Here is a 26,477-nt window from a genome sequence, read left to right on the forward strand (position 1 = left end):
CGTCCGGGCCATGCATGCAATCACCATCGAGCAGCCCGGCGGCCCCGAGGCCCTCGTCTGGGCCGAGGTACCCGATCCGGTGGCGGGCGAGGGCGAGGTGGTCGTCGAGGTCGTGGCGAGCGCCGTGAACCGCGCCGACCTCCTTCAGCGGCAGGGGTTCTACGATCCGCCGCCCGGCGCCTCGCGTTATCCCGGACTGGAGTGCTCGGGCCGGATCGCCGCGATCGGCCCCGGCGTGTCCGGCTGGGCGGTCGGCGACGAGGTGTGCGCGCTGCTGGGCGGCGGCGGGTACGCGGAGCGGGTGGCCGTCCCGGCGGGCCAGCTGCTGCCGGTCCCGGCGGGCGTGGACCTGGTGACGGCGGCCGCGCTGCCCGAGGTGGTGTGCACGGTCTGGTCGAACGTGTTCATGGTCGCGCACCTGCGTCCGGGCGAGACCGTGCTGGTGCACGGCGGGTCCAGCGGCATCGGCACGATGGCGATCCAGCTGGCCAAGGCGGTCGGCGCGAAGGTCGCCGTGACGGCGGGCGGCCCGGAGAAGCTGGCGCGCTGCGAGGAGCTGGGCGCGGACATCCTGATCGACTACCGCGAGCAGGACTTCGTCGAGGAGCTCAAGGCCGCGACGGGCGGCGCGGGGGCGGACGTGATCCTGGACATCATGGGCGCGAAGTACCTCGGGCGGAACCTGGACGCGCTGGCCGTGAACGGGCGGCTCGCGGTGATCGGTCTCCAGGGCGGGGTGAAGGGGGAGCTGAACCTGGCCGCGCTGCTGGCCAAGCGGGCGGCGATCACCGCGACCTCGCTGCGGGCCCGGCCGCTGGACGAGAAGGCCGCCATCGTGGCGGCGGTACGCGAGCACGTGTGGCCCCTGGTGTCGGCGGGCCTGGTCCGCCCGGTCGTGCACGCCTCGTTCCCGATGCGGGAGGCGGCCGAGGCGCACCGGGTCATGGAGTCGAGCACGCACGTGGGCAAGCTGCTGCTCACCACCTGAGGGCGGCGGGGGCCGTCTCGCCGCCATGCGGCGTGGACCCCGCCGCTGCTGCCGCCTCGTTGACCCGCGGGCCTGCTGCTGGGGCTCCGCCCCAGACCCCGCGCCTCAAACGCCGGCGAGGCTGAAAGATCCAGCCTCGCCGGCGTTTGAGGCGCGGGGTCCGGGCGGTGCCCGGTTTCGGGAAGGGGCGGGGCGGGGAGAAGCCCGCGCAGCGCCCCTGCTCCCCGCCGGACGGCTACAGGCTGCGCAGGAGCACCGCCGGGGATTCGACGCAGTCGGCCACGTAGCGGAGGAAGCCACCCGCCGTGCCGCCGTCGCACACCCGGTGGTCGAAGGTCAGCGAGAGCTGGACGACCTTGCGGACCGCCAGCTGCCCCTCGTGGACCCACGGCTTGTCGACGATCCGGCCCACCCCCAGCATCGCGGCCTCGGGGTGGTTGATGATCGGCGTGGAGCCGTCGACCCCGAACACCCCGTAGTTGTTCAGGGTGAACGTGCCGCCCGTCAGGTCGGCCGGGGACAGCTTGCCGGTCCGGGCGAGCTCCGTCAGCCGTCCGAACTCGGCGGATAGCGACTCGGGGTTGCGCGTCTGCGCGTCCCGGACCACAGGGACCACCAGGCCCCGCTCGGTCTGCGCGGCGAAGCCCAGATGCACCGCCGGGAGCCGGACGATCTCGTTCGCCGCCAGGTCCACCGTGGAGTTCAGCTCCGGGTAGCGGGCGAGCGCGGCCGTGCAGATCCGGGCCAGCAGCGCGAGTACCGAGATCTTGGGTCCGCCCACGGCGTTCATCGCCGCCCGGGCCGCCATCAGCTCCGTGGCGTCCGCGTCGACCCAGCAGGTGGCTTCCGGGATCTCCCGCCGGCTGCGCGACAGCTTCTCGGCCACGGCCCCGCGAAGCCCCTTGAGGGGAATCCGGGTCGCACCCTCCGGCGCGGCCACGGACGCCGCGACCGGTACGGCCGCGACGGGCGCGCGGAGCGCCGCCTCCACGTCCGCCCGCAGGATCAGCCCCTCGGGGCCCGACCCGTGCAGCGCGCGCAGGTCCACCCCGTTGTCCCGGGCCAGCTTCCGCACGAGCGGCGAGATCACCGGCACCGGCCCGGCGTCCCGTACGGGCGCCGCGGCAGCCACGGGAGCAGCACCAGCCACGGGAGCAGCGGGAGCAGCAGCCACCGGAGCCGCAGCCACCGGAGCCGCAGCAGCCACCGGCACAGCGGCAGCCGCAGGACGGGAGACCCGCTTGCGCCGCGCCGGCCGCGAATGGTCCGTGCCGTAACCGACCAGCACGTTCCCCGACCCCGCCGGCTCCGCTTCCGGCTGCGGCTGCGTCCCCGCCCCCGGCGCCGACCCCACCGCCACGGTGATCAGCGGGGCGCCGACGGGAAGTTCCGTGCCCTCCTCCCCGAAACGGGCGGTGACCACACCGCCGTAGGGGCACGGAACCTCCACCATCGCCTTGGCCGTCTCGACCTCGACGACCGGCTGGTCGACCTCGACCACATCGCCCACCGCCACCAGCCAGCGGACGATCTCGGCCTCGGTCAGTCCTTCCCCGAGGTCCGGCAGCTTGAATTCCAGTACCTGCGGCATCAGTTCTCCCACTGCAGGCGGGCCACGGTGTCCAGGATCCGGTCCACACTGGGCAGATGGTGCTTCTCCAGCATCGGCGGCGGATACGGGATGTCGAAGCCCGTCACCCGCAGCACCGGCGCCTCCAGGTGGTGGAAGCACCGCTCCGACACGCGTGCGGCGATCTCCGCGCCCGGCCCGCCGAAGCCTCCGGCCTCGTGGACCACCACCGCGCGCCCGGTCCGGCGTACGGACTGGACGACCGTCTCCTCGTCGAAGGGGACGAGCGAGCGCAGGTCCACGACCTCCAGGTCCCAGCCCTCCTCGCGCGCCGCCTCGGCCGCCTCCAGGCACACCGGCAGCGAGGGCCCGTACGTGATCAGCGTCGCGCCCGTGCCCGCCCGGCGGACCAGCGCCTTGCCGATCCCCGGCACGACGGCGGGGCTTTCCGGGTTCCAGTCCGCCTTCGACCAGTAGAGCCGCTTCGGCTCCAGGAACACCACCGGGTCGTCGCTCGCGATCGACGCGCGGAGCAGCCCGTAGGCGTCCTCCACCGTCGCGGGGGTCACCACATGCAGCCCGGGCGTGGCCACGTAGTACGCCTCGGAGGAGTCGCTGTGGTGCTCGACGCCGCCGATCCCGCCGCCGTACGGCACCCGGATGGTGATCGGCAGCGGCATCGCGCCCCGCGTCCGGTTCCGCATCTTCGCCACGTGCGAGATCAGCTGCTCGAACGCCGGGTACGCGAACGCGTCGAACTGCATCTCGACCACCGGCCGCAGCCCGTACATGGCCATGCCGACCGCGGCGCCGAGGATCCCGGCCTCCGCGAGCGGGGTGTCCGTACAGCGGTCGTCGCCGAACTCCTTCGCGAGACCGTCCGTGATCCGGAAGACCCCGCCCAGCGTTCCGACGTCCTCGCCCATGACGTGGACCGTCGGGTCCTCCGCCATCGCGTCACGCATCGCGCGGCCCAGCGCCTGCGCCATCGTCGCCGGCTTGGCGACCGGCTTCACCGCCACCGTGCTCAAGACTGCTCCTCCGCTTCGAGCTCGGCGCGCAGCATCTCCGCCTGTTCGCGCAGCCGGCCGGTCTGCTCCGCGTAGACGTGTCCGAACAGGTCCATCGGGTTCAGCACCGGTTCGGCGTTCATCCGCTCGCGCAGCGACGCCGCCATCACCTCGGCCGCGTCCTTGGCGGCCCGGATGTCCGCCTCGTCCAGCAGACCGCGCGTCGTGAGCTCGCGCTCCAGCAGCTCCACCGGGTCGTGCGCCTTCCACGCCTCGACCTCGGCGTCACCGCGGTAGCGGGTCGCGTCGTCGGCGTTGGTGTGGGCCTCGACGCGGTACGTGATCGCCTCGATCAGGGTCGGACCGCCGCCCGAGCGGGCCCGCTGGACCGCCTCGGACAGCACCTCGTGCATGGCGGCCACGTCGTTCCCGTCGACCAGCCGGCCCGGCATCCCGTACCCGACGGCCTTGTGGGCCAGCGTCGGGGCGGCGGTCTGCTTGGCGAGCGGGACGGAGATCGCGAAGCCGTTGTTCTGGACGAGGAAGACCACGGGGGCCTGCCAGACGGCCGCGAAGTTCAGCGCCTCGTGGAAGTCGCCCTCGCTGGTGCCGCCGTCGCCGACCATGGCCAGGGCGACCACGTCGTCCCCGCGCAGCCGGGCCGCGTGCGCCAGTCCCACCGCGTGCGGCAGCTGGGTGGCGAGCGGGGTGGACAGCGGGGCTATCCGGTGCTCCCGCGGGTCGTACCCGGTGTGCCAGTCGCCGCGCAGCAGCGTCAGGGCCTGTACGGGGTCCAGCCCGCGCGCCACGGCCGCGAGGGTGTCGCGGTAGGACGGGAAGAGCCAGTCCTGGTCCTCCAGGACCAGCGCGGCCGCGATCTCGCAGGCCTCCTGCCCGACCGTCGAGGGGTACACGGCGAGGCGGCCCTGCCGGGTCAGCGCGGTGGCCTGGGCGTTGTAGCGGCGGCCGCGGACCAGCTCGGCGTAGCACCGGCGCATCAGCTCCGGGTCGAGCTTGTCGGCCGCCGCCGTGCCCAGCACCCGGTACGGCTCGGGGTCCGGGAGCAGCGGGGCGGCATCCATACGGGGCCTCCAGGCGGGCGGCGGGGTCGATCGGTGGGACGCACCGGCACCAGGCAGCTCTTGGACCGTCATGGCGGCGTACACCTCCTCATGGGAAGCGGGCAGGGGAGCACCTCGGGTGTGAGGCCCCTCACCAACCGATTGTTCGGTTGTTTACGCAATTTGGCTACAGGCGGCTCCAGGCTGTGGACAAAGTGGCGCCGGGACCGTGGGATGGATGCAGGACGTCCAGGAGAGGGAGGCAGTGGGCAATGCCGGATGAACAAATGGCCGCGGCGGGATCCGCACCGGCCCGGCCGCTCGACCCGATCGACCGGTCGATCATGCGCCTGCTCCAGGCGGACGGCCGTGCGTCGATACGGTCGGTGGCGGAGCAGGTGCACGTGTCGCGGGCGAACGCCTACGCCCGGATCAACCGGCTGATCGACGACGGGGTCATCCGGGGCTTCACGGCCCGGGTCAACCACGAAAGAGCAGGTCAGGGCGCATCGGCGTACATCACGCTGAAGATCGTCCAGAACTCCTGGCGGACGGTCCGGGAAAAGCTCCGCGAGCTTCCGGGCGCGGCCCACATCGCGCTGGTCAGCGGGGACTTCGATGTCCTCCTGCTGGTGCACACCCCGGACAACCGGACCTTGCGGGAGCTGGTCCTGACCCGCCTCCAGGCCATTCCGGAGGTGCTGTCCACGCGCACGCTGCTGGTGTTCGAGGAAACGGATCTCCTGGCCCCGGGCCCGGGCGGCGCCCCACCGATCGCGGAGGAGCAGTAGGCCGTCCGGGGGGCGGGACGGGCCCCAGGGCAGGGGCTCCGGGCAGGGGCTCCAGGGGGAAGGAGGCTACGGCGCGGTGCGCAGCCCGTCGAACGCCATGTGGACCACCGCGTCCGCGAGCTGGCCGTGATCCGCGTCGTGATCCGCGCCGGGGTGCGGCCGGTACCACTCGACCAGCGAGTTCACCATGCCGAACAGCAGTCGCGTGGCGAGCCGGATGTCCACGTCCGCCCGCAGGTCCCCGTCGGCGGCGGCGGCCTTCAGGAGGTCCGCCACCTGGTGGTCGAACTCGCGGCGCCGCTCCAGCGCCCAGCGCTCGGTACGGGTGTTGCCGCGCACCCGCAGCAGCAGCGTGACGTACGGCAGCTCGGTGAGCAGTACCTCGACCGTGCGCCGGGTGACGTACTCGACCCGCTCGACCGGCCGGCCGCGTATCGCGCCCGGCTCCTCCAGGACGGCGAAGAGCCCGTCCAGCGCCCGGCTGACCGCGCGCCGCAGCAGCTCCTCCTTGCCCGCCACGTGGTGGTAGATCGAGGACTTGGAGATGCCCGCGGCCTTGGAGAGGTGCTCCATCGACGTGCCGTCGTAGCCGCGCTCGTTGAAGACCTGGACCGCTACGGTCAGCAGCGTCTCCGGGGTGTACGTGTCCCGCCTGGCGGTGGTCATTCCGTTTCGTCCCCCTCGTCGTCCCCGGCCGCGTAACCCAGCTTGAACAGCGCCAGCGAGGGCGCGTAACGGCCGCCCGGGCAGCGCTCGTCCAGGTGGTGCAGCAGGTCGTACGCCCAGTCGCGGCCGAGCCGGTCGTGCCATTCGGCCGGCCCCAGCGGGTAGTTGACGCCGAGCCGCATCGCGGTGTCGATGTCCTCTGCGGACGCCACCCCGCGCGCGACGGCGTCGGCGGTGAGGTCGATCAGCATCGCGACCGTCCGGGCGACGATCATGCCGGGGACGTCTCCGATGACCGAGACGTTCTTGCCGAGCTTCTGGAAGAGCCCGACGGCCTCGGAGAGGGTCCGCTCGCTGGTGTCCTCACTGGCCGAGAGCGCGATGCGGGTGGCACCGCGGTAGTCGAGCGCGAGGTCGAAGTAGACGACGTCCGCGAACTCGATCGAGGTCTTGCCGTCGGCGAGGACGAGCTGGCCCTCCCCGGGCAGCTGGATGTACGGGCCGCCGTGCTCGGTGGCCGTCACGGCGATCCCGGCCTCCTCCAGGAGCTCGACCAGGCCCGCGGCCGGACCGAGGTCGCCGACGACGGTGACCTTGGCCGGGGCGTCCTCGGGACCCGCGGTGTGCGGGCCGGGCACCCGCGCGTCCGGGCCGTACGGGAACCAGCCGTGCCCCGACTTGCGGCCGAGCCGGCCCGACTGGACCAGCCGGCGCTGCGCGAGGGACGGCGTGAACTTCGGGCTCCGGAAGAACGAGTCCCAGACGGAGCGGGTGACCGCCTCGTTCACGTCCTGCCCGATCAGGTCGGTCAGCTGGAACGGGCCCATCTTGAAGCCGCCGCTCTCGCGGAGCACGGCGTCGATGGTGGCCGGGTCGGCGCCCTGCTCCTCGTACACCGAGAAGGCCTCGGCGTAGAAGGGGCGGGCGATCCGGTTGACGATGAAGCCGGGGGTGTCGGCGCAGCGGACGGGCGTCTTCCCCCAGCCGAGGACGGTGCCGTACGCGCGGTCGGCGGCGGCCCGGTCGGTCGCGAACCCGCTGACCACCTCGACCAGCGGGAGCAGCGGGGCCGGGTTGAAGAAGTGCAGGCCGAGGAAGCGGCCGGGGTGCGCGAGACCGGCGGCGAGCTCGGTGACGGAGAGGGAGGAGGTGTTGGTGGCCAGGAGCGCGTCCGGCGAAACCACCTCTTCGAGTGCGGCGAAGAGCGCGCGCTTGACAGTGGCGTCCTCGACGACGGCCTCGATGACGAGGGCGGCGTCCGCGAGGTCCTCCAGCTCCCCGGCCGAGTCGATCCGGCCGATCGCGTCCTCCGCCTCGGCGCGGTCGAGGCGCCCCTTGGCGGCCATCCGCTCGACCCGGTCCCGTACGAGGCCGACGCCGTCGGCGGCGAGAGCGGGGCTGATGTCGTAGATCAGCACGCGGTGACCTGCGAGGAGGGCGACCTGGGCGATGCCCTGCCCCATGGTGCCGGCGCCGATGACCGCCACTGTGCGGGACCGCTCGATTGCTGTCATGACCCGATCCTCCCGCACCGACTTATCCACAGGTCTGCCGGGCCCTCTTGTCCCGACCGATCGTTCGGTTACTCTAACTCCAGTCTGCTCTTCTTCACCCGCCCCTGCCTGATCTCAGTCTGCGAACCAGCCTGATCTTGCCCGGCTCAACGAGGAGTTGGTCCCTGATGGCCGCCGCGCTCACCGTCCCCCAGCTGTCCGCCAAGCACCGGCCCACCCTGGACCAGGCCCTGGCCGCCCTGCGCAGCCGCGCCTACTGGTCCCCGCACCCCGAGCACCCCAAGGCCTACGGGGAGACCGCCCCGGCCGACGGCCTCGCCGCCTTCGAGGCGTTGCGCGGCACCCGGTTCGACCTCGGGCAGCCCGGCACCGACGGCTGGGCCGGCGCCGAGGTGTCCCCGTTCGGCCCGGAGCTGGGCATCGAGTACCCGCACGTGGACCCGGACGTACTGCTGCCCGCGATGAAGGCGGGCATGGCCTCCTGGCGCGACGCCGGGCCCGAGGCGCGCGCCCTGGTCTGCATCGAAATCCTGGCCCGCATCTCCGCCCGCACCCACGAGTTCGCGCACGCGGTCATGCACACCAGCGGCCAGGCGTTCATGATGGCGTTCCAGGCGGGCGGCCCCCACGCGCAGGACCGCGGCCTGGAGGCCGTGGCCTACGCGTACGAGGAGCAGACCCGGGTCCCGGGCCAGGCCGACTGGTCCAAGCCGCAGGGCAAGAAGGAGCCGCTGGAGCTGGGCAAGAGCTTCACGGCGGTCCCGCGCGGCATCTCGCTGATGATCGGCTGCAACACCTTCCCGACGTGGAACGGCTACCCCGGCCTGTTCGCCTCCCTGGCCACGGGCAACGCGGTGCTGGTCAAGCCCCACCCGCGCGCCGTACTCCCGCTCGCGCTGACCGTGCGGGTGGCGCGCGAGGTCCTCGCCGAGGCGGGCTTCGACCCGAACCTGGTCGCGCTGGCCGTGGAGCGGGCGGGCGAGGGCATCGCCAAGACCCTCGCGGTCCGCCCCGAGATCAAGCTGATCGACTACACCGGGTCCACGGAGTTCGGCGACTGGCTGGAGACCAACGCCCGCCAGGCGCAGGTGTACACGGAGAAGGCCGGCGTCAACACCGTCGTCATCGACTCCACGGGCAACTACAAGGGCATGCTCTCCAACCTGGCCTTCTCGCTGTCCCTGTACAGCGGCCAGATGTGCACCACCCCGCAGAACCTGCTGATCCCGCGCGACGGCATCGAGACGGACGCCGGCCACAAGACGTACGACGAGGTCGTCTCCGATCTCGCCGCCTCGGTCGGGGGCCTGCTGGGCGATGACGCCCGGGCCAACGCCCTGCTCGGCGCGCTGGTCAACCCGGCCGTGAAGGCCCGCCTGGAGGCCGCGGCCGGTCTGGGCGAGGTCGCGCTCCCGTCCCGCGAAGTGGTCAACCCCGAATTCCCCGACGCGGTCGTCCGCACTCCGGTGCTGGTCAAGCTGGACGCCGCCAAGCCGGACCCGGAGGCGCCGTACCTCTCGGAGTGCTTCGGCCCGGTCTCCTTCGCGGTGGCCGTGGACTCCACGGCGGACGCGTTGGACCTCCTGCGCCGCACGGTCCGCGACAAGGGCGCGATGACGGTAGGCGCCTACACCACCTCCCCGGACACCGAGCGGGCGATCGAGGAGGTCTGCCTGGAGGAGTCGGCGCAGCTGTCGCTGAACCTGACCGGCGGGGTCTACGTCAACCAGACCGCGGCCTTCTCGGACTTCCACGGCTCGGGCGGCAACCCGGCGGCGAACGCGGCACTGTGCGACGGCGCGTTCGTCTCGAACCGCTTCCGCGTGGTGGAGGTCCGCCGCCAGGCCTAGTCAGTCCTGGTGGGGCCCACCCCAGTGGAACAGCGCCATCGCGACGCTCGTCGCCAGGTTGTAGCTGGAGACCTGTGGCCGCATCGGCAGGGACACCAGGTGATCGGCGCGGGCGCGCAGCTCGGGCGAGATGCCGTGGCGTTCCGAGCCGAAGGCGAGCAGGGCGTCGTCCGGGAGGGTGAGGGCGCGGATGTCCTCACCCTCCGGGTCGAGCGCGTACAGCGGCCCGGCGGGGAGGGTGTCGATCTCCACCCGGTCCACGGTGGTGGCGTAGTGCAGCCCGGCCCCGGCCCGGACCACGTTCGGGTGCCAGGGGTCGAGGTCGCCGCGGGTCACCACGCCGGTCGCGCCGAAGCCGGCGGCGAGCCGGACGACGGCGCCGACATTGCCGAGGTTGCGGGGGTTGTCGAGCACGACGACGGGCGCGGTCCGGGGCCGCCGGTCCAGCCGGGCCCGCCCCTCGGCCCGGTCGGGCCGTACCGCGAGGGCCGCGACCCCGGTGGGATGCACCCGGGCCAGCAGCGCGCGCAGCTCCGCCTTGCCGACCAGCCGCGCCACGTCCCCCTCCACATCCGGCGCCAGCTCGGCGGCGAGCGCCCGTACGGCATCGGGGTCATCGGCGATGACCGCCCGCACGTCGGCCCCGAACCGCAGCGCGTGCTTCAGCGCGTGAAACCCGTCGAGCAGCACGAGATCCCCCCGCCCAACAGCCTCCCGCCACCGCCGCGCGTTCTCCTGAACCCCCTGGTACTCACTCATACCGCGACCCTAGCCCCGCCCCCGCCCGCCTTTTCAGCCCCGCCGTCACTTGAGGCGCGGCTCCGAGGCGGAGCCCGCATCTCCAGCCCCCCGGCATTCACCTCTCCAGCCCGCCGGCGCCCGCATCTCCAGCCCCGCCGGCGTTTGAGGCGCGGGTCCCGGGCGGCGCCCGCATCTCCAGCCCCGCCGGCGCTTGAGGCGCGGGTCCCGGGCGGAGCCCGCATCTCCAGCCCCGCCGGCGCTTGAGGCGCGGGGTCCGGGGCGGCGCCCCGGGGAACGGAGGAAGGGCGGGGCGGGGAGAGGCCCCCCGCAGGGGAGCCGGCCCGCGACTGGTCAGCGCGGAGCAGCGGCGGGGCTGGGCTCCGGAGAACCGGCCACCGGACCAGCCACCGGCGCGCCCGGCGCCACGACCCGCCTCCGCCCCACCACCACGGCACCGGCCCACACCAAAAACCCGGTCGGCAAAAACACCGCATCGGCGGCGATCATCGCCATCGAAAAGAACGGCAACCCCAACAACACCGCGATCCCCGCGTGCTCCAGCATCATCACCGCCAGCAGCACGTTCTTGAGCCGCCGGTTGAACAGCGTGAACGGAAACGCCACCTGCACCGCGACTGTCCCGTACGACAGCAGCATCACCACCACCCCGCTGCCCACCAGCACGCCCGACAGCCCCGGCCACGGGGCGAAGTAGTCCAGCTTCAGCGGGTAGTACAGCGCGGTCCCGTCCTGCCACCGCGACCCCTGGATCTTGTACCACCCCGCCGTCGCGTAGATCAGGCACACCTCCGCCATGATCACCAGCATCCCCGCGTTGTGCAGCAGGTTCGCCAGGACGTCGAGTACCGCCCGCCCCTCACCCTCCGGTTCGAACCGGTCGACCGCCCACCACAGCCCCAGCACCACCCACCCCGCCGCGAAGGCCACCAGCCACCCGGTCGTGAACCGCCCGGCCACCGCCCCGTACGCGCACACCGCGCCCAGCACACCCCACAGCACCGGCCCCGCCGCCCCCGCCGACGTAGCCGCCGGCCCGGACGCCCGCGCCCGCCGCGCGTCCAGCGACCACACCTGCCCGCACCGCGTCAGCACCAGGTAGATCGCCATCAGGTGGATGACGTTGTCCCCGCCGTCCCCCATGAACACACTGCGGTTCTGCAGCGACAGCACCCCGACCATGAACACCACGGACATCGCCCGCGTCCGCCAGCCCAGCATCAGCAGCACGCTCGCCGCCACGGACACGGCGTAGACGGTCTCGAACCACAGCGTGGAGTCCGACCACATCAGCACCGTGAACGCCTCGTTCGAGGCCGTCAGCCGCTCCGCCAGCTCCCAGCTCCACGGCCCGTCGGGCCCGTACAGCTCGCGGCGGTGCGGGAACTCCCGCAGCAGGAAGAACAGCCAGGTCGCGGCGAAACCTATGCGGACCACCGCGCTCTGGTACGGGCCCAGCGCCTGCCCGCTGACCTTCGCCAGCCCCCGCCCGGCGGCCGCCCGCACCCGCCCGACCGCGCTCACACCGTCCACCACGGCAGCTCCCGGTAGTAGGTCTGCGTGTCGGTCCGCTCCGTCGACCACTCCGGCGCGGCCACCGCCCTCGTCGCCGAGCGCAGCTGGATCCGTACGATCCGGCCGTCCCGGTGGGCCGGAGCCAGCCTGTTCACCGCGATCCTCAGCAGGTACCGCTCCGAGAGCTCGCCACGCTCGCCGCCCGGCTTGTTGTCATCGTCGTGGGAGCCGGCGTAGAAGTCCCAGGCCCTGCGGAGCTCGTTCTGCTCCGTGTGGCTCGGCAGCAGGCTGTGCCGGATGGCGGCCGCGTCCTCGGCGGACAGGTCCCGCCAGTCGGAGGTGACCAGCTCGCCGGCGTCCGTCCGTACCTGCGCGCGTGCCTCGACCGCGATGTTCTGCTGGAGCGGGTTGGGCGCGAAGAGCTTCCAGTTCTGTTCGAACTCGGGATAGATCCAGCCGTCGACGGCCGCCGAGTACCGCTTGCTCAGGGTGTTGGACGGGGCGACGTGCAGGAAGACGAGTGCCAGGTGCCAGCAGGCAGCGACGGCCACCACGCCCAGGGCGAGGGCCGTGACGACCCGGTACGGGGTGGACAGACCGGCGATTCCGGGCGCCCGGGGCGACGGCGGAGCGCCGGCTGGAAGGCCCTCTTCCGCACGCTCGCGCTCGTTCGCGTCCATCCCGCCCCGCTCATCCGTTATCCACAGGGTTGACCACAGAGGTTGACACCCTACGGGCCGCCGACTCACCATTGAAGAGCACGAACCGAACGATCGGTCGGTCGGGTGGACCGACCGTCCGGCGACACACACTCTGACAGGGGGCCGTGATGGTGGCAGTGACCCCGGAGACGGGGCCGAACATGGCCCCCGGGACAGCCGTGGCAGACGGCGCCGACCTCGGCGCGCAGCTCGCCGCGGCCTTCGACGCCGCCGTGGCGGCCGATGAGCGCGTGGAACCGCGCGACTGGATGCCCGAGCAGTACCGGGCCTCGCTGGTCCGCCAGATGGCCCAGCACGCCCATTCCGAGATCATCGGCATGCAGCCCGAGGCCAACTGGATCACCCGCGCGCCCTCGCTGCGCCGCAAGGCGATCCTGATGGCCAAGGTCCAGGACGAGGCCGGCCACGGCCTGTACCTGTACAGCGCCGCCGAAACCCTCGGCACCAGCCGGGACGAGCTGCTCGACAAGCTCCACTCGGGCAAGCAGAAGTACTCCTCGATCTTCAACTACCCCACCCTGACCTGGGCCGACGTCGGCGCGATCGGCTGGCTCGTGGACGGCGCGGCGATCACCAACCAGGTGCCGATCTGCCGCTGCTCCTACGGCCCGTACGCGCGCGCCATGGTCCGGATCTGCAAGGAGGAGTCCTTCCACCAGCGCCAGGGCTTCGAGCTCCTCATGGCCCTCTCCAAGGGCACGGAGGCCCAGCACGCGATGGCGCAGGACGCGGTCGACCGCTGGTGGTGGCCCTCGCTGATGATGTTCGGCCCGCCGGACGACGAGTCGGCGCACTCCGCGCAGTCGATGGCCTGGCGGATCAAGCGGCACTCCAACGACGAGCTGCGCCAGCGCTTCGTGGACATCGCCGTCCCGCAGGCCGAGGCGCTGGGGCTGACCCTGCCCGACCCGGACCTGAAGTGGAACGAGGAGCGCGGGCACCACGACTTCGGTGCCATCGACTGGGCGGAGTTCTGGGACGTGCTCAAGGGCAACGGCCCGTGCAACGAACAGCGCATCAACCAGCGGCGCGCCGCCCATGAGGAAGGCGCCTGGGTCCGCGAGGCCGCCGCGGCGTATGCCGAAAAGACGGCTGCCGCCGAAAAGGCCGCCCGCACCGAAAACCCTGTACGTACCGAAAGTGAGGCACGGGTATGACGCAGAACTGGCCCCTGTGGGAGGTGTTCGTCCGCTCGCGGCGCGGCCTCTCGCACACGCACGCGGGAAGCCTGCACGCCCCGGACGCGGAGATGGCCCTGCGCAACGCCCGCGACCTCTACACCCGGCGCGGCGAGGGCATCTCCATCTGGGTCGTGCCCTCCACCGAGATCACCGCCTCCTCCCCGGACGAGCGGGACCCGTTCTTCGCTCCGTCCGCCGACAAGCCGTACCGGCACCCCACCTTCTACGAGATCCCCGAGGGGGTGCGCCACCTGTGACCAGCACCGGCACCGGCAGCGATGTCGTCCGTACGTCAGCCGCCCTCGCCCTCGGGGACGACGCGCTGATCCTCTCCCACCGCCTCGGCGAGTGGGCCGGTCACGCGCCCGTCCTGGAGGAGGAGGTCGCCCTCGCCAACATCGCGCTCGACCTGCTCGGCCAGGCCCGCGTCCTGCTCTCCATGGCGGGCGACGAGGACGAGCTGGCGTTCCTCCGCGAGGAGCGCTCCTTCCGCAACCTCCAGCTGGTCGAGCAGCCGAACGGCGATTTCGCGCACACCATCGCCCGACAGCTGTACTTCTCCTTCTACCAGCACGAGCTCTACGCGGAACTCGCCGCCGGGGACGGCCCGTTCGGGCCCCTCGCGGCCAAGGCCGTCAAGGAGACCGCGTACCACCGCGACCACGCCGAGCAGTGGACCCTGCGTCTCGGCGACGGCACCGAGGAGAGCCGGCGCCGGATGCGCACCGCCCTCGACGGGCTGTGGAAGTTCACGGGCGAGATGTTCCAGCCCGTGGACGGGGTCGAGGTGGACTGGGCCGCACTGGAGCGGCGCTGGCTGGCCGCGCTGACCGGCGTACTGGAGCGGGCCGGGCTCGCGCTGCCCGAGGGGCCCCGCACCGGGGCCTGGGCGGCCGGAGCCGGGCGCCAGGGTCTGCACACCGAGCCGTTCGGGCGGCTGCTCGCCGAGATGCAGCACCTGCACCGAAGCCATCCGGGGGCGTCATGGTGACCGCCGGCACCGACATGACCCGCCTGGAGGCGGAGCTGGCCCGGATCGCGGGCTCCGTCCCCGACCCCGAGCTGCCCGTGCTCACCCTCGCCGAGCTCGGCGTCATGCGCGGGGTGCGGATGTTCGAGGACGGGCACGCCGAGGTCACCCTCACCCCCACCTACACCGGCTGTCCGGCCATCGAGGCCATGTCCGCCGACATCGAGCGGGCGCTGACCGAGCACGGCATACCCGAGGTGCGGGTCACCACCGTGCTCTCCCCCGCCTGGTCCACCGACGACATCAGCGCCGAAGGCCGACGCAAGCTCGCCGAGTTCGGCATCGCCCCGCCGCGCCCGCACGCGGCCGGCGGACCGGTCCCGCTGACGCTGTCGGTCCGCTGCCCCCACTGCGGATCGACCGACACCGAGCTGCTCAGCCGGTTCTCCTCCACCGCCTGCAAGGCGCTGCGCCGCTGCGTCGCCTGCCGCGAACCGTTCGACCACTTCAAGGAGCTGTAGATGGCCGCGCCCTCGCCGTCCACACCGTCAGCCGCGCTGGTCACCCCGCGCCCCGTACGCCACGGCGCGTTCCACGCGCTCACCGTGACGGCGGTCGACCGGCTCACCGACGACTCGGTGGCCCTGACCCTGGACGTGCCCGAGGAGCTGCGCGCCGAGTACCTGCACGCGCCCGGCCAGCACCTCACCCTGCGCCGGATCGCCCCGGGGGGCGAGGAGATCCGCCGTACCTACTCGATCTGCTCGCCCGCCCCGGACCCCGACGGCACGGGCCCGGCCCAGCTGCGGGTCGGAGTACGGCTGGTGGAGGGCGGCGAGTTCTCCACGTTCGCGCACAAGGAGATCGCCGTCGGGGACGTCCTGGACGTGATGGTCCCGGCCGGGCGGTTCGTGCTGGAGCCGGCCGCCGCCCCCGCCACCGGGCACTACGCGGCGATCGTCGGCGGCAGCGGGATCACCCCGGTGCTGTCCATCGCCGCCACCCTGCTGCGGGCCCGCCCCGAGGCCCGGTTCTGCCTGGTGCGCAGCGACCGTACGGCCGCCTCGACGATGTTCCTGGAGGAGGTCGCCGACCTCAAGGACCGCTACCCGGACCGCTTCCAGCTCGTCACGGTGCTCTCCCGCGAGGAGCAGGAGGCCGGGCTGCCGTCCGGGCGCCTCGACGAGGCCCGGCTGGGGGCCCTGCTGCCCGCGCTGCTGCCGGTCGCCGAAGTGACGGGCTGGTTCCTGTGCGGCCCGTACGGGCTGGTGCTGGGCGCGGAGCGGGCCCTGCGCGCGCTCGGCGTCGTCCGGTCCCGCGTGCACGAGGAGATCTTCCACGTCGAGGACACCGCGCCGCCGGCCCCGGCCGCCGCGGCCACCGCCTCCCACGGGCGGGTCACCGCCCGGCTCGACGGCCGCTCCGGCACCTGGCCGGTGCGGGACGGGGAGTCCCTGCTGGACGCCGTGCTCCGCAACCGCGCGGACGCCCCGTACGCCTGCAAGGGCGGGGTGTGCGGCACCTGCCGGGCGTTCCTGGTCTCGGGCGAGGTCCGGATGGACCGCAACTTCGCGCTGGAGACGGAGGAGACGGAGGCCGGGTTCGTGCTCGCCTGCCAGTCGCACCCGGTGACGGAGGAAGTGGAGATCGACTTCGACCGGTGAGCGGGTCTGTGCTTTTCGCAGAGCGTGTTCTATCTTGACGCACCGTCAGACAAGAGCGGGATCCGGTGCGCGCGGGAGGACAGGCAGTGGACTTCACCTTCACCGAGGAACAGCGGGCCGCCGTCGAGGCGGCGAAGGCCGTGTTCGCCGATGTCGCGCCCGACGGCGTGCCCAGCCCCGCGCTCACCCCGGGGGCCGTCGCCGAGGAGTTCGACCGGCCCCTGTGGGCCAAGCTGGCCACGTCCGATCTGCTGAGCCTGGTCCTCGCCGAAGAACACGGCGGGGCCGGGCTCGACGCCATCGCCCTGTGCCTCGTCCTGCGCGAGGCCGCGAAGGTGCTCGCCCGGGTGCCGCTGCTGGAGCACTGCGCCACCGCCATGGCCGTCCAGGCCCACGGCAGCCCCGAGCTGGCCGCCGCCCTGCTGCCGGACGCCGGGCGCGGAACCCTCGTCCTCACCGCCGCCGCCCACGGCCGCACCGGCCACGACCCGGCCGAACTCGCCGTCATCGCCCGCCGCGACGGCACCGGGTGGACCCTGGACGGGATGCAGACCTCCGTGCCCTGGGCGCACAGCGCCGACTGGATCGCCGTACCCGCCCACACCGGCGAAGGAGAGGCCGTCCTCGCGCTGATCCCGCGCGATGCCGAGGGGCTGGGACTCGCCGACCAGTACTCCACCACCGGCGAGCGGCTCGCCGAACTCGCCCTGGACGGCGTACGGGTGCCCGCCACGCACCTCATCGAGACCCCCGGCGCCTGGGACCGGCTCCGCCAGCTCCTCGCCACCGGGACCTGCGCCCTCGCACTGGGGCTCGGCACCCGTGTCCTGGCCATGACCAGCCAATACACCGGCAAGCGCGAGCAGTTCGGCTTCCCGGTGGCCACCTTCCAGGCCGTCGCGGTCCAGGCCGCCGACCGCTACATCGACCTGCGCGCCATGGAGGCCACCCTGTGGCAGGCCGCCTGGCGGCTGGACGCCGCGACCGGCGGGGCCGGGGGCCCGCTGCCGAGCGCGGGTGATGTCGCCGTCGCCAAGATCTGGGCCTCGGAGGGCGTACGCCGGGTCGTACAGACCGCGCAGCACCTGCACGGCGGCTTCGGCGCCGACACCGAGTACCCGCTGCACCGCTACCACGCCTGGGCCAAACAGCTGGAGCTCCAGCTCGGCCCGGCCGCGGCACACGAGGAGGCACTGGGCGACCTGCTGGCGGCCCACCCCCTCGGGTGAGGCCCCACTTCCCCAAGAACCCTCAGAGCACGAAGGCCGGGTTCCCGCCGTCCGCCACCATCGGGCGCCCGGCACGCTCCCAGGCCTGCATCCCGCCGTCGATGTTGACGGCGTCGATCTCCTGGCGCACGAGGTACTGGGTGACCTGCGCGGAGCGCCCGCCCACCCGGCACATCACGTGGACCCGGCGGCCGTCCTCGATGGCCTCCGTCAGCTCGCCGAAGCGGGAGACGAAGTCGCTCATCGGGATGTGCAGCGCCCCGTCCACATGGCCGGCCGCCCATTCGTCGTCCTCACGGACGTCCAGCACAAACCCTCCGGAGGGCACCGCGTCGGCGTCCACCGAGGGAAGCGGTCCGAAGTTCATACGTCGCCTTCTCTCATCACAGATCTGACCTCCAACCTATCCGAGGTCCCACAAATCCAGCCCCGCCGGCGTTTGAGGCGCGGGGCCCGGGGCGGAGCCCCAGAAGCCCGGGCGCAGCCCGGGGCCCCACCCGACCCCGTCAGGACACGGCGGCCAGCTCCGCCTCCCGCTCGGAAACCCGCGCCAGCAACTGCTCCGCGATCTCCTCCAGCAGCCGGTCCGGATCATCCGGCGCCATCCGCAGCATCGACCCGATCGCGCTGTCCTCCAGCTCCTTGGCCACCAGCGCCAGCAGCTCCTTGCGCCGCGACAGCCACTCCAGCCGGGCGTACAGCTCCTCGCTCTCGCTCGGACCCGCCGTCTCCGCCGCCGGCCCGGTCGCCCACTCCTGCGCCAGCTCGCGCAGCAACCGCTCGTCGCCCCGCCCGTACGCCGCGTTGACCCGCGCGATGAACGCGTCGCGCCGGGTCCGCTCGGCCTCGTCCTGGGCGAGATCCGGGTGCGCCTGGCGGACCAGGTCGCGGTAGAGCCGGCGTACCTCCTCCGTCGGGCGCACCCGCTCCGGCGGCCGTACCGACCGCTCGGTGAGCATCGCGGCCGCGTCGTCGGAGATCCCGTCCGAGTCGAGCCAGTCGTGGAACAGCTCCTCCACGCCCGGCATCGGCATCACCAGCGAGCGCGCCTCGCGGGCCCGCCGCAGGTCCTCGGGATCGCCGGTCCGGGCCGCCTTCGCCTCCGCGATCAGCGCGTCCAGCTCGTCGAGCCGCGAGTACATCGGGCCGAGCTTCTGGTGGTGCAGCCGGGAGAAGTTCTCCACCTCCACCCGGAAGGTCTCCACCGCGATCTCGAACTCGATCAGCGCCTGCTCGGCGGCCCGCACGGCCCGCTCCAGGCGCGCCTCGGGACGCTCTTCGCCGGAATCGCCGGGGACTGTCTGTTCAGTCTGCTGCTCGCTCACCCGGCCAGCCTAAGGCCGGTCCGCCCGGGCCGAAGTTTCACGTGAAACATCGACCCGGGACCGTGACCCACCCGGCCGAGTCCGAGGCCGGTCCAGACCCCGCCCTCAGGCCCGGTCCGGACCCCGCCCTCAGGCCCGGCCCAGGCCCGGCCCAGGCCCGGCCTCAGGCCCGGCCTCAGACCCCGGCCTCCGCCGCGATCCGCCCGGCTCGGACCGCCGCCACCAGATCCGCGTGGTCGGCCTCGCTCCGGTCGGCGTAGGCCACGGCGAAGGTGGCCATCGCCTCGTCCAGCTCGTCGTTCTTGCCGCAGTACCCGGCCAGCACCCGCGGATCGGCGCTGTGCGCGTGCGCCCGGGCCAGCAGCGCACCGGTCATCCGCCCGTAGTCGTCGATCTGGTCCGGGGTCAGCGCCGCCGGGTCCACGCTGCCCTTGCGGTTGCGGAACTGGCGGACCTGGTACGGCCGCCCCTCCACCGTGGTCCAGCCCAGCAGGATGTCCGACACCACCTGCATCCGCTTCTGGCCGGCCACCACCCGCCGCCCCTCGTGGTCCTCCGGCGCGGACTCGAAGCCCAGCGCCGGCAGGTGCGGCAGCAGCACCGAGGGCCGCGCCTCCTTCACCTGGAGCACCAGCGGCTCGCCCCGGTGGTCCAGCAGCAGCACCACGTACGAGCGGGTGCCGACGCTCCCGGTCCCCACCACCCGGAAAGCCACGTCGTGGATCGCGTACCGGGCCAGCAGCGGCAGCCGGTCCCCCTGGAGGGTCTTCAGGTACGGGCCCAGCGAGGCCGCCACGGCCGCCGCCTCGCCGTCCCCGACGCGGCGCAGCACCGGGAGGGCGTCGACGAAGCGGCGCACGCCGTCCGCCCCGGACTCCGTCGACTTGGCTGCGAACCGGGCGGAGGTGTTGTTGCGGGCCTTCTCCGAGACCCGCTCCAGCGTGCCCAGCAGATCCCGGGCGTCGGTGTGCGAGACCAGCTCCTCGTCCGCGATGGCGTTCCACGCGTCCAGGGCCGGCAGCTTCGCCAGCAGCCGCATGGTCCGCCGGTACGCGCCCACCGCGTCCAGCGCCGCCGCCCGGCAGGTGTCCTCGTCCGCACCGGCCACCCGCCCGGCCAGCACCAGCGAGGTCGCCAGCCGCTTCACGTCCCACTCCCACGGACCGAACACGGTCTCGTCGAAGTCGTTCAGGTCGATGACGAGCCGGCCGCGCGCGTCGCCGTACAGGCCGAAGTTCGCCGCGTGGGCGTCACCGCAGATCTGCGCGCCCACCCCGGTCACCGGACCGCCGGACAGGTCGTGCGCCATCAGCCCGGCCGACCCGCGCAGGAACGCGAACGGGTTCGCGGCCATCCGGCCCACCCGGATCGGCGCCAGCTCGGGGACCCGTCCGACGTTGGACTCCTCCACCGCCCGCACGGCGTCCGGCCTGCCGGCCGGTGCCTCGAAGAACGCGTGCGCCGCGCGCGGTACGCGGGCCCGCAGCGCCTTGCCCGCCGCCCGGGGCGATCCGGCCACGATCCGGGGAGCGAACCCCTCGACGGCCGGTATCCTCCCGCCGCCCCTGGTCCCGCCCCTGGTCCCGTCCGTCGTCCCGACCGGCTCCGCCACCCGCTGCTCCGGTACCGCCACCATGCGCGCCGCCCCCACCCGTACCCGTCGGACTGTCCCGGCCCGTCCCGGCCCGTCCGGCCAACATCATCAATTCGGGCTGACGGTATCTACAGCCCGGCGTCCCTGGCCAGCAGGGCCGCCTGTACCCGGTTCTCGCACCCCAGCTTCGACAGGATCCGGCTCACGTACGTCTTCACCGTCGCCTCGCTCATGTGCAGCCGCCGGCCCGCGTCCGCGTTCGACAGCCCCTCGCCCAGCAGCGCCAGCACCCCGCGCTCCCGCTCGCTCAGCTCGGCCACCCGTCGCCGGGCCGCCTCGCCGCGCCCCGCGGCCCGCCCCGACGCCAGCTGGTCCACCACGTGCCGGGTCGCGGCGGGCGACAGGTAGGCGTCACCGGCCGCGGCCGCCCGCACCGCGCCGATCAGCTCGCCCGGCGCCGAGTCCTTCAGCAGGAACCCCGCACCGCCCTCGCCCAACGCCCGCAGCACGTTCTCCTTCTCCCCGAAGGTGGTCAGGATCAGCGCCCGCACCTCCGGCGCCGCCCGCCCCAGCTCACCCAGCGCGGTCAGCCCGTCCATCACCGGCATCTGGATGTCCAGCAGCATCACGTCCGGCTTGTGCGCCCGCGCCAGCTCCACCGCCTCCCGGCCGTTCGCCGCCTCCGCGACGACCTCGATGTCCGGCGCCGAGGTCAGGATCATCCTGATCCCGGCCCGGATCAGCGGCTCATCGTCAGCGATCACCACTCGGATCACCTTGGCTGTCACCCGCGCTCCTACTGCTTGACCTCGTACGCCTGCTTTTCCACGAGCTTGCCGTCCTTGAAGCAGAACCGGAAAACCATGTCCGTCCCCAGCTCCGGCGGCTGGTCCGTCGCCAGCAGCGCCAGACACTCCGTGCCCGCCGGCCTCGCGGGCCCCTTCCGGTCCAGCCCCGACGTCAGGATGGAGTCCCCGCTCGGCAGCCGGTCACGGACCTCCTGCTCCGAGGCACCCACCTGTACGGAGTCGTACTCGGCCTCGTCGATCATCGCGTCGTTCACGGAGCCCATCAGCAGCACCACACCGACCACGAGCACGATCACCAGCACCACCGCCGCCGCGAACGCGATCCCGCAGCCCATCGCGACACCACCGGTCCTGCTGCGCGTGGGCACCGTCAGCTCACGGTTCACAGCCGCCCAGTCCATCGGCGGCACCCCGTCCAGCATGTGCGCCTGCAGCTGCTGCCCGAAGTCGTCGGCCGCGTCCACCACCCCGGCCGGTTCCGCGCCGTAGGGCAGCACCCCGGCCACCCGGAAACCGCCGTCCTCGGTCGTGCCCGCGTGCACCATCCCGCCGACCAGCCGGGCCCGTTCGCGCAGCCCCGTCAGCCCCTGCCCGCCGGACACCACCTCGCCCGCACCCGTCCCGGCCGCCGGCCCGTTGGCGATCTCCACCACCAGCGAATCGTCCTCGTACCTCAGCTCCACCGCGATCGGCGCACCCGGGGCGTGCTTGTACGCGTTCGTCAGCGCCTCCTGCACGATCCGGTACGCCGCGTGATCGCACGCGGCGGCCAGCGGCCGAGGCTGCCCCGCCGTGGTCAGCCGTACGTCGGTCCCCGCGCCCCGCGCCGCCTCCACGACCCCCGCGATCCCGGCCACCCCGCGCGCCGCGGGCTGCGCCGCCTCCTCCACCGGGACCGGCGCCTCCACCCCGTCCCGCAGGATCCCGACGACCTCGCGCAGCTCGTGCATCGCCGCCACCGACGCGTTCCGCAGCACGCCCACCGCCTCCCGCTGGCGGTCGGTGAGCTTCGGGTCCACCTCCAGCGCCCCGGTGTGCACCGAGATCAGCGCCAGCTGGTGGCCCAGGCTGTCGTGCATGTCCTGGGCGATCCGCTGCCGCTCCCGCAGCCTGGCCTGCCCGGCGACCATCGCCCGCTCCCGCATCAGCTGGGCGTTGCGCTCCTGGAGCGCGCGCAGCAGCGTCCGGCGCTGCGACCAGTACCGGCTGGCCAGACCCGGCATGACGGTCGTCACAAGGAACAGGAGCGTGGTGAACACGATCACCAGCAGCGGCCGCATCTGCGACCACTCGCTGACCACGCCGAGGCCGACCGCCGCGACGAACGCCACGATGAACGCGGCGAGCGCCCGGCCCACGCCCACGATCCGCCGCCCCGCCGACCAGCCGAGCAGGCCCGTCACGAACAACGCCCCGGGGAAGAACGCGGTCAGCGCCGAGCCCACCACGAGCGTGGCCGCCGGCAGCCTGCGCCGCAGCAGCGTCAGCGCCACGACGAGCACGACACTGGCCAGCATCCGCCGCCCGGAACCCTGGTCCAGCTCCTCGACCCCGAGACCCAGCACCGCCAGAACCGTCGCGAGCGCCAGATCGCCCGCCACCATCCGCCACGACCAGGGCTCGGGCCCCTTCAGCCAGTCCCGGCCCGCACGCATCCTCGCCGTCACATCCACGCGCCCGACCCTAGACATCCGCCCCCGCCCCCGGCCGCCCTCTTTCGTCGCGCCCGCCGCGACGAAAGTAGGACAGCCGACGCTCCGTCAGCAGCCCGCACCGTTCCGGATGTGGCCTGGATCACCCGCCAACTCGAACCGCCAACTCAACCGGCCAACTCAAACCGCCGACTCATCGGCGGGAAACGCGAAACGGCCGCCACCACTTTCGTGGTGACGACCGTTCGTCGAAGTGGGCGAGGGGGGATTTGAACCCCCACGTCCCGAAGGACACTGGCACCTGAAGCCAGCGCGTCTGCCGTTCCGCCACTCGCCCGAGCAGCGTCCCAGTGGCTCTTCCCTTGCGGGCCGTTCCCCTGGCGACATCGGAACATTAGCACGTCGGAAGGGGTGGATTCACATCGCTTTCCCCGCCCCCGTCCCACCCGCCGCGACGGGCCCCTCCCGCACTCCGCTCCCGGTGCGGGACACTGTCCCAGTAGCGCCCCTACCATCCCTTGTGAGGACCAACACTCCTCGCCACAGGACCGATGGGGAACCAGCCGAATCCGCCACGCGTGGATACGATCAGTAAGCAGTACAGGGCGACAACGACGGAGGAGGTGCCCCATGGGAGTCCTGAAGCGGTTCGAGCAGCGACTTGAAGGTCTGGTGAACGGCACCTTCGCCAAGGTGTTCAAGTCCGAGGTCCAGCCGGTGGAGATCGCCGGTGCCCTCCAGCGGGAGTGCGACAACAACGCCACCATCTGGAACCGCGAGCGGACCGTCGTCCCGAACGACTTCATCGTCGAGCTCAGCGCCGGCGACTACGAGCGCCTGAGCCCCTACTCCGGCCAGCTCGGCGACGAGCTCGCGGGCCTCGTCCGCGACTACGCCAAGCAGCAGCGCTACAGCTTCATGGGCCCCATCAAGGTCCACCTGGAGAAGGCCGACGACCTCGACACCGGGCTCTACCGGGTCCGCAGTCGCACCCTCGCCTCCAGCACCTCCCAAGCCCAGCCGCAGGCCCCCCAGGGCCAGCAGCCCGGCGGTTACGGCTACCCCCCGGCCGCCGTCCCCCCCATGCCCGCGGGCCCGCCCCCCGGCGGCGCCCCGCGCAGGCCCGCCACCGGCGGACCGGCACCCGTACCTCCCGGCGCACCCGGCACCACGCGCCGCTGGATCGAGATCAACGGCACCCGCCACCAGATCTCGCGCCCCACGCTCGTACTCGGCCGAAGCACCGAAGCCGACGTGCGGATCGACGACCCCGGCGTATCCCGCCGGCACTGTGAGATCCGGACCGGAACGCCTCCGACGATCCAGGATCTCGGGTCCACCAACGGCATCGTGGTGGACGGGCAGCACACCACCCGCGCTACGCTCCGCGACGGCTCGCGGATCGTCGTGGGCAGCACCACCATCATTTACCGGCAAGCCGAAGGGTGAAGCGGGGGCAATGTCAGAGCTGACCCTGACGGTCATGCGGTTGGGTTTCCTGGCCGTTCTGTGGCTGTTCGTCATCGTGGCCGTCCAGGTCATCCGCAGCGACCTCTTCGGTACGCGCGTCACGCAGCGCGGCTCCCGCCGCAGCGGCGGGGCGGGCAGCGCGCCGCAGCAGGCGGGTGGCCGGCAGAGCGCGCCGCCACAGCAGCGCCAGCGCCGCGGGGCACCCACCAAGCTCGTCGTCTCCGAGGGCACCCTCACGGGCACCACGGTGGCCCTCGCCGGCCAGACGATCACGCTCGGCCGGGCGCACGACTCCACCATCGTGCTGGACGACGACTACGCCTCCAGCCGCCATGCCAGGATCTATCCCGACCGTGACGGCCAGTGGATCGTCGAGGATCTCGGGTCCACCAACGGCACGTATCTCGACCGGACCCGACTGACCACCCCGACGCCCATTCCGCCGGGCGCCCCGATCCGCATCGGCAAGACCGTCATCGAGCTGCGGAAGTAGTACGAGAATGAGCGAGCGGAGCGAGCGAGCCGCGACGGTCCGTCCCCCCGAGGACACGGATCCGCGCGCGCTCCCGACCGGAGGGTGGGCAGTGTGGCTCGAGACCGGTTGTACCCGGAGGCTGCGTCGACTGGGCAGGTGCGCATGAGTCTGTCCCTGCGGTTCGCCGCCGGATCGCACAAGGGCATGATCCGTGAGGGGAACGAGGACTCCGGCTACGCCGGCCCCCGTCTCCTCGCGATCGCCGACGGCATGGGAGGCCAGGCCGCCGGCGAGGTCGCCAGCTCCGAGGTGATCTCCACACTCGTACAGCTCGACGACGACGTCCCGGGCTCCGACATCCTCACCTCCCTCGCCACCGCAGTGCAGCGCGCCAACGACCAGCTGCGCGTCATGGTCGAGGAGGACCCCCAGCTCGAAGGCATGGGCACCACGCTCACCGCCCTCCTGTGGACCGGCCAGCGCCTCGGCCTCGTCCACGTCGGCGACTCCCGCGCCTACCTGCTGCGCGACGGCCTCCTCACGCAGATCACCCAGGACCACACCTGGGTGCAGCGCCTCGTAGACGAGGGCCGCATCACCGAAGAGGAAGCCACCACCCACCCCCAGCGCTCCCTCCTCATGCGGGCGCTCGGCAGCGGTGACACCGTCGAACCCGACCTCTCCATCCGCGAGGTCCGGGCCGGCGACCGCTACCTCATCTGCTCCGACGGGCTCTCCGGCGTCGTCTCCCACCAGACCCTGGAAGAGACGCTCGCCGACTACCACGGCCCCCACGAGACGGTGCAGGCCCTCATCCAGCTCGCGCTGCGCGGCGGCGGCCCCGACAACATCACCTGCATCGTCGCCGACGTCCTCGACACCGACAGCGGCGACACCCTCGCCGCCCAGCTGAGCGACACCCCGGTCGTCGTCGGCGCGGTCGCGGAGAACCAGCACCAGCTCTTCGACGGCAACGCCATGCAGACCCCGGCCGGGCGCGCCGCGGGTCTGGGCCGCCAGGCCGCCCCGCCCGCCGGCGCCTTCGGCCCGCCCGGCAGCGGCGACAACCCCGGCTACGGATACCCCGACCAGGGCCAGGGCGGCGGCGGGTACGGCGGCTTCGGCGAAGCCGACGCGAACGCCTACGACGCCGATCCACGCTACGACGACACGTACGACCACCCCCGCAGGCGCCGCGGCAAAGGGCGCAAGTGGACCGTGCGTACGCTGCTCCTCCTGCTCGTCGCCGGAGCCATCGGAGGCGGCCTCTACGCCGCCCACCGCTGGACGCAGACCCAGTACTACGTGGGCGTCAAGGGCGAACACGTCGCGCTCTACCGGGGCATCAGCCAGAACCTCGGCTGGATCCACCTCTCCCAGGTCGAGACGGACCACCCCGACATCGAGCTGAAGTACCTGCCGCCCTACAAGCGCAAGCAGGTCGAGGCCACCATCACCGAGAGCACCCTCGACGGGGCCCGACGGAAGATCGACGAACTCGGCCTCCAGGTCTCCGCCTGCAAGAAGGACGAAGAACGCCGCAACGCCGAGACGCAGAACACCCAGACACCCAGCCCCAGCCTGACTCCCGCGGAGCAAGCGCTGGTCGGCATCTGCGGCCAGCAGTAGAGCAGTAGTCACACGCGGGCGCAGGGGGCCTGC

Annotated in this window: 25 protein-coding genes and 1 tRNA gene; 12 read left to right on the forward strand and 14 right to left on the reverse strand. The window is 72.7% G+C overall.

The genetic code is table 11. The annotated features are described in order from the left end of the window. Positions 1 to 10: 10 nt before the first annotated feature. Positions 11 to 988, forward strand: a complete 978-nt coding sequence (locus tag MTF65_RS14950) for an NAD(P)H-quinone oxidoreductase (protein ID WP_243629185.1) — start codon at positions 11 to 13, stop codon at positions 986 to 988. A 235-nt stretch (positions 989 to 1,223) separates the two neighbouring features. On the opposite strand, the gene MTF65_RS14955 is transcribed toward MTF65_RS14950, so the two are convergent. Genes MTF65_RS14955 through pdhA form a run of 3 tightly spaced genes read right to left on the reverse strand, consistent with a single transcriptional unit; the run spans position 1,224 to position 4,722 of the window. Further along, complete coding sequence (locus MTF65_RS14955) at positions 1,224 to 2,579, reverse strand: dihydrolipoamide acetyltransferase family protein (RefSeq protein ID WP_243629186.1); 1,356 nt, start codon at positions 2,577 to 2,579, stop codon at positions 1,224 to 1,226. Continuing rightward, a complete protein-coding gene (locus tag MTF65_RS14960) occupies positions 2,579 to 3,547 on the reverse strand; it encodes an alpha-ketoacid dehydrogenase subunit beta (protein WP_243629409.1) in 969 nt (322 codons plus the stop codon). The genes MTF65_RS14955 and MTF65_RS14960 overlap by 1 nt, the downstream gene beginning before the upstream one ends. Before the next feature lie 38 nt (positions 3,548 to 3,585). Beyond that, positions 3,586 to 4,722 (reverse strand): pyruvate dehydrogenase (acetyl-transferring) E1 component subunit alpha, encoded by a 1,137-nt coding sequence (gene pdhA, locus MTF65_RS14965; protein ID WP_243629187.1) that lies wholly within the window; start codon positions 4,720 to 4,722, stop codon positions 3,586 to 3,588. Between the two features lie 179 nt (positions 4,723 to 4,901). Here pdhA and MTF65_RS14970 point away from each other — a divergent pair, with 179 nt between their 5' ends. Then, positions 4,902 to 5,420 carry an Lrp/AsnC family transcriptional regulator gene (locus tag MTF65_RS14970; protein WP_243629188.1) on the forward strand — a complete coding sequence of 173 codons (519 nt, stop codon included), beginning with the start codon at positions 4,902 to 4,904 and terminating at the stop codon, positions 5,418 to 5,420. A gap of 66 nt (positions 5,421 to 5,486) precedes the next feature. Here the strand turns inward: MTF65_RS14970 and MTF65_RS14975 are convergent, their stop codons facing one another. Both MTF65_RS14975 and MTF65_RS14980 read right to left on the reverse strand, forming a co-directional pair. Then, entirely contained in the window at positions 5,487 to 6,086 is a 600-nt protein-coding gene (locus tag MTF65_RS14975; RefSeq protein WP_243629189.1) for a TetR/AcrR family transcriptional regulator, read from the reverse strand. Continuing rightward, entirely contained in the window at positions 6,083 to 7,600 is a 1,518-nt protein-coding gene (locus tag MTF65_RS14980; RefSeq protein WP_243629190.1) for a 3-hydroxyacyl-CoA dehydrogenase, read from the reverse strand. The genes MTF65_RS14975 and MTF65_RS14980 overlap by 4 nt, the downstream gene beginning before the upstream one ends. Positions 7,601 to 7,767: 167 nt before the next feature. On the opposite strand from MTF65_RS14980, the gene paaN reads away from it, so the two are divergent. Next, a complete protein-coding gene (gene paaN, locus MTF65_RS14985) occupies positions 7,768 to 9,450 on the forward strand; it encodes a phenylacetic acid degradation protein PaaN (RefSeq protein ID WP_243629191.1) in 1,683 nt (560 codons plus the stop codon). On the opposite strand, the gene MTF65_RS14990 is transcribed toward paaN, so the two are convergent. The 3 genes from MTF65_RS14990 to MTF65_RS15000 all read right to left on the reverse strand — a co-directional run bounded on the left by MTF65_RS14990 (position 9,451) and on the right by MTF65_RS15000 (position 12,404). Beyond that, a complete protein-coding gene (locus MTF65_RS14990; RefSeq protein WP_243629192.1) occupies positions 9,451 to 10,209 on the reverse strand; it encodes an RNA methyltransferase in 759 nt (252 codons plus the stop codon). A 333-nt stretch (positions 10,210 to 10,542) separates the two neighbouring features. Beyond that, positions 10,543 to 11,745, reverse strand: a complete 1,203-nt coding sequence (locus MTF65_RS14995; RefSeq protein WP_243629193.1) for an HTTM domain-containing protein — start codon at positions 11,743 to 11,745, stop codon at positions 10,543 to 10,545. Further along, a complete protein-coding gene (locus MTF65_RS15000) occupies positions 11,730 to 12,404 on the reverse strand; it encodes a DUF5819 family protein (RefSeq protein WP_243629194.1) in 675 nt (224 codons plus the stop codon). Before MTF65_RS15000 ends, MTF65_RS14995 begins: the two co-directional genes overlap by 16 nt. Positions 12,405 to 12,553: 149 nt before the next feature. Here MTF65_RS15000 and paaA point away from each other — a divergent pair, with 149 nt between their 5' ends. From paaA to MTF65_RS15030, 6 genes are all read left to right on the forward strand, one after another. Continuing rightward, positions 12,554 to 13,603, forward strand: coding sequence for a 1,2-phenylacetyl-CoA epoxidase subunit PaaA (paaA, locus tag MTF65_RS15005; protein WP_374207233.1), 1,050 nt, complete (start codon positions 12,554 to 12,556; stop codon positions 13,601 to 13,603). Next, on the forward strand, positions 13,600 to 13,884 hold the full coding sequence (gene paaB / locus MTF65_RS15010; RefSeq protein WP_243629195.1) for a 1,2-phenylacetyl-CoA epoxidase subunit PaaB: 285 nt from the start codon (positions 13,600 to 13,602) through the stop codon (positions 13,882 to 13,884). The genes paaA and paaB overlap by 4 nt, the downstream gene beginning before the upstream one ends. Next, positions 13,881 to 14,618: a 1,2-phenylacetyl-CoA epoxidase subunit PaaC gene (gene paaC / locus MTF65_RS15015; protein ID WP_243629196.1), complete on the forward strand. Its 738-nt coding sequence runs from the start codon at positions 13,881 to 13,883 to the stop codon at positions 14,616 to 14,618. The genes paaB and paaC overlap by 4 nt, the downstream gene beginning before the upstream one ends. Further along, the gene (paaD, locus tag MTF65_RS15020; RefSeq protein WP_243629197.1) at positions 14,612 to 15,118 is read left to right on the forward strand and encodes a 1,2-phenylacetyl-CoA epoxidase subunit PaaD; all 507 of its coding nucleotides are present in this window, start codon (positions 14,612 to 14,614) and stop codon (positions 15,116 to 15,118) included. The genes paaC and paaD overlap by 7 nt, the downstream gene beginning before the upstream one ends. Continuing rightward, the gene (locus MTF65_RS15025; protein ID WP_243629198.1) at positions 15,119 to 16,261 is read left to right on the forward strand and encodes a 2Fe-2S iron-sulfur cluster-binding protein; all 1,143 of its coding nucleotides are present in this window, start codon (positions 15,119 to 15,121) and stop codon (positions 16,259 to 16,261) included. It begins immediately after the preceding gene. A gap of 86 nt (positions 16,262 to 16,347) precedes the next feature. Next, on the forward strand, positions 16,348 to 17,490 hold the full coding sequence (locus tag MTF65_RS15030; protein WP_243629199.1) for an acyl-CoA dehydrogenase family protein: 1,143 nt from the start codon (positions 16,348 to 16,350) through the stop codon (positions 17,488 to 17,490). A 22-nt stretch (positions 17,491 to 17,512) separates the two neighbouring features. On the opposite strand, the gene MTF65_RS15035 is transcribed toward MTF65_RS15030, so the two are convergent. The 6 genes from MTF65_RS15035 to MTF65_RS15060 all read right to left on the reverse strand — a co-directional run bounded on the left by MTF65_RS15035 (position 17,513) and on the right by MTF65_RS15060 (position 23,207). Beyond that, positions 17,513 to 17,857 (reverse strand): rhodanese-like domain-containing protein, encoded by a 345-nt coding sequence (locus tag MTF65_RS15035; protein ID WP_243629200.1) that lies wholly within the window; start codon positions 17,855 to 17,857, stop codon positions 17,513 to 17,515. Between the two features lie 139 nt (positions 17,858 to 17,996). Continuing rightward, positions 17,997 to 18,815 carry a J domain-containing protein gene (locus MTF65_RS15040; RefSeq protein WP_243629201.1) on the reverse strand — a complete coding sequence of 273 codons (819 nt, stop codon included), beginning with the start codon at positions 18,813 to 18,815 and terminating at the stop codon, positions 17,997 to 17,999. Between the two features lie 175 nt (positions 18,816 to 18,990). After that, on the reverse strand, positions 18,991 to 20,451 hold the full coding sequence (locus tag MTF65_RS15045) for a DUF2252 domain-containing protein (protein WP_243629202.1): 1,461 nt from the start codon (positions 20,449 to 20,451) through the stop codon (positions 18,991 to 18,993). 86 nt (positions 20,452 to 20,537) lie between these two features. Beyond that, on the reverse strand, positions 20,538 to 21,185 hold the full coding sequence (locus tag MTF65_RS15050) for a response regulator transcription factor (RefSeq protein WP_243629411.1): 648 nt from the start codon (positions 21,183 to 21,185) through the stop codon (positions 20,538 to 20,540). Positions 21,186 to 21,205: 20 nt separating this feature from the next. Further along, positions 21,206 to 22,873 carry a sensor histidine kinase gene (locus MTF65_RS15055; RefSeq protein ID WP_243629412.1) on the reverse strand — a complete coding sequence of 556 codons (1,668 nt, stop codon included), beginning with the start codon at positions 22,871 to 22,873 and terminating at the stop codon, positions 21,206 to 21,208. A gap of 251 nt (positions 22,874 to 23,124) precedes the next feature. After that, a tRNA-Leu gene (locus tag MTF65_RS15060) sits at positions 23,125 to 23,207 on the reverse strand. A 293-nt stretch (positions 23,208 to 23,500) separates the two neighbouring features. Between MTF65_RS15060 and MTF65_RS15065 the strand changes: the two genes are divergently transcribed. The 3 genes from MTF65_RS15065 (at position 23,501) to MTF65_RS15075 (ending at position 26,444) form a co-directional block, all read left to right on the forward strand. Further along, positions 23,501 to 24,319, forward strand: coding sequence for a DUF3662 and FHA domain-containing protein (locus MTF65_RS15065; protein ID WP_243629203.1), 819 nt, complete (start codon positions 23,501 to 23,503; stop codon positions 24,317 to 24,319). A 10-nt stretch (positions 24,320 to 24,329) separates the two neighbouring features. Continuing rightward, entirely contained in the window at positions 24,330 to 24,833 is a 504-nt protein-coding gene (locus tag MTF65_RS15070; RefSeq protein ID WP_243629204.1) for an FHA domain-containing protein, read from the forward strand. Positions 24,834 to 24,977: 144 nt separating this feature from the next. Further along, a complete protein-coding gene (locus MTF65_RS15075) occupies positions 24,978 to 26,444 on the forward strand; it encodes a PP2C family serine/threonine-protein phosphatase (RefSeq protein ID WP_243629205.1) in 1,467 nt (488 codons plus the stop codon). Positions 26,445 to 26,477 lie beyond the last annotated feature (33 nt).

Source organism: Streptomyces sp. APSN-46.1, assembly GCF_022815725.1.
Classification (GTDB): Bacteria; Actinomycetota; Actinomycetes; order Streptomycetales; family Streptomycetaceae; genus Streptomyces.

Coding starts and splice junctions, on each gene's coding strand:
- MTF65_RS14950 (WP_243629185.1), top strand. CDS start 11: ATGCATGCAATCACCATCGAGCAGCCCGGCGGCCCCGAGGCCCTCGTC.
- MTF65_RS14955 (WP_243629186.1), bottom strand. CDS start 2,579: ATGCCGCAGGTACTGGAATTCAAGCTGCCGGACCTCGGGGAAGGACTG.
- MTF65_RS14960 (WP_243629409.1), bottom strand. CDS start 3,547: ATGGCGCAGGCGCTGGGCCGCGCGATGCGTGACGCGATGGCGGAGGAC.
- pdhA (WP_243629187.1), bottom strand. CDS start 4,722: ATGACGGTCCAAGAGCTGCCTGGTGCCGGTGCGTCCCACCGATCGACC.
- MTF65_RS14970 (WP_243629188.1), top strand. CDS start 4,902: ATGCCGGATGAACAAATGGCCGCGGCGGGATCCGCACCGGCCCGGCCG.
- MTF65_RS14975 (WP_243629189.1), bottom strand. CDS start 6,086: ATGACCACCGCCAGGCGGGACACGTACACCCCGGAGACGCTGCTGACC.
- MTF65_RS14980 (WP_243629190.1), bottom strand. CDS start 7,600: ATGACAGCAATCGAGCGGTCCCGCACAGTGGCGGTCATCGGCGCCGGC.
- paaN (WP_243629191.1), top strand. CDS start 7,768: ATGGCCGCCGCGCTCACCGTCCCCCAGCTGTCCGCCAAGCACCGGCCC.
- MTF65_RS14990 (WP_243629192.1), bottom strand. CDS start 10,209: ATGAGTGAGTACCAGGGGGTTCAGGAGAACGCGCGGCGGTGGCGGGAG.
- MTF65_RS15000 (WP_243629194.1), bottom strand. CDS start 12,404: ATGGACGCGAACGAGCGCGAGCGTGCGGAAGAGGGCCTTCCAGCCGGC.
- paaA (WP_374207233.1), top strand. CDS start 12,554: ATGGTGGCAGTGACCCCGGAGACGGGGCCGAACATGGCCCCCGGGACA.
- paaB (WP_243629195.1), top strand. CDS start 13,600: ATGACGCAGAACTGGCCCCTGTGGGAGGTGTTCGTCCGCTCGCGGCGC.
- paaD (WP_243629197.1), top strand. CDS start 14,612: ATGGTGACCGCCGGCACCGACATGACCCGCCTGGAGGCGGAGCTGGCC.
- MTF65_RS15025 (WP_243629198.1), top strand. CDS start 15,119: ATGGCCGCGCCCTCGCCGTCCACACCGTCAGCCGCGCTGGTCACCCCG.
- MTF65_RS15035 (WP_243629200.1), bottom strand. CDS start 17,857: ATGAACTTCGGACCGCTTCCCTCGGTGGACGCCGACGCGGTGCCCTCC.
- MTF65_RS15045 (WP_243629202.1), bottom strand. CDS start 20,451: ATGGTGGCGGTACCGGAGCAGCGGGTGGCGGAGCCGGTCGGGACGACG.
- MTF65_RS15055 (WP_243629412.1), bottom strand. CDS start 22,873: ATGCGTGCGGGCCGGGACTGGCTGAAGGGGCCCGAGCCCTGGTCGTGG.
- MTF65_RS15065 (WP_243629203.1), top strand. CDS start 23,501: ATGGGAGTCCTGAAGCGGTTCGAGCAGCGACTTGAAGGTCTGGTGAAC.
- MTF65_RS15070 (WP_243629204.1), top strand. CDS start 24,330: ATGTCAGAGCTGACCCTGACGGTCATGCGGTTGGGTTTCCTGGCCGTT.
- MTF65_RS15075 (WP_243629205.1), top strand. CDS start 24,978: ATGAGTCTGTCCCTGCGGTTCGCCGCCGGATCGCACAAGGGCATGATC.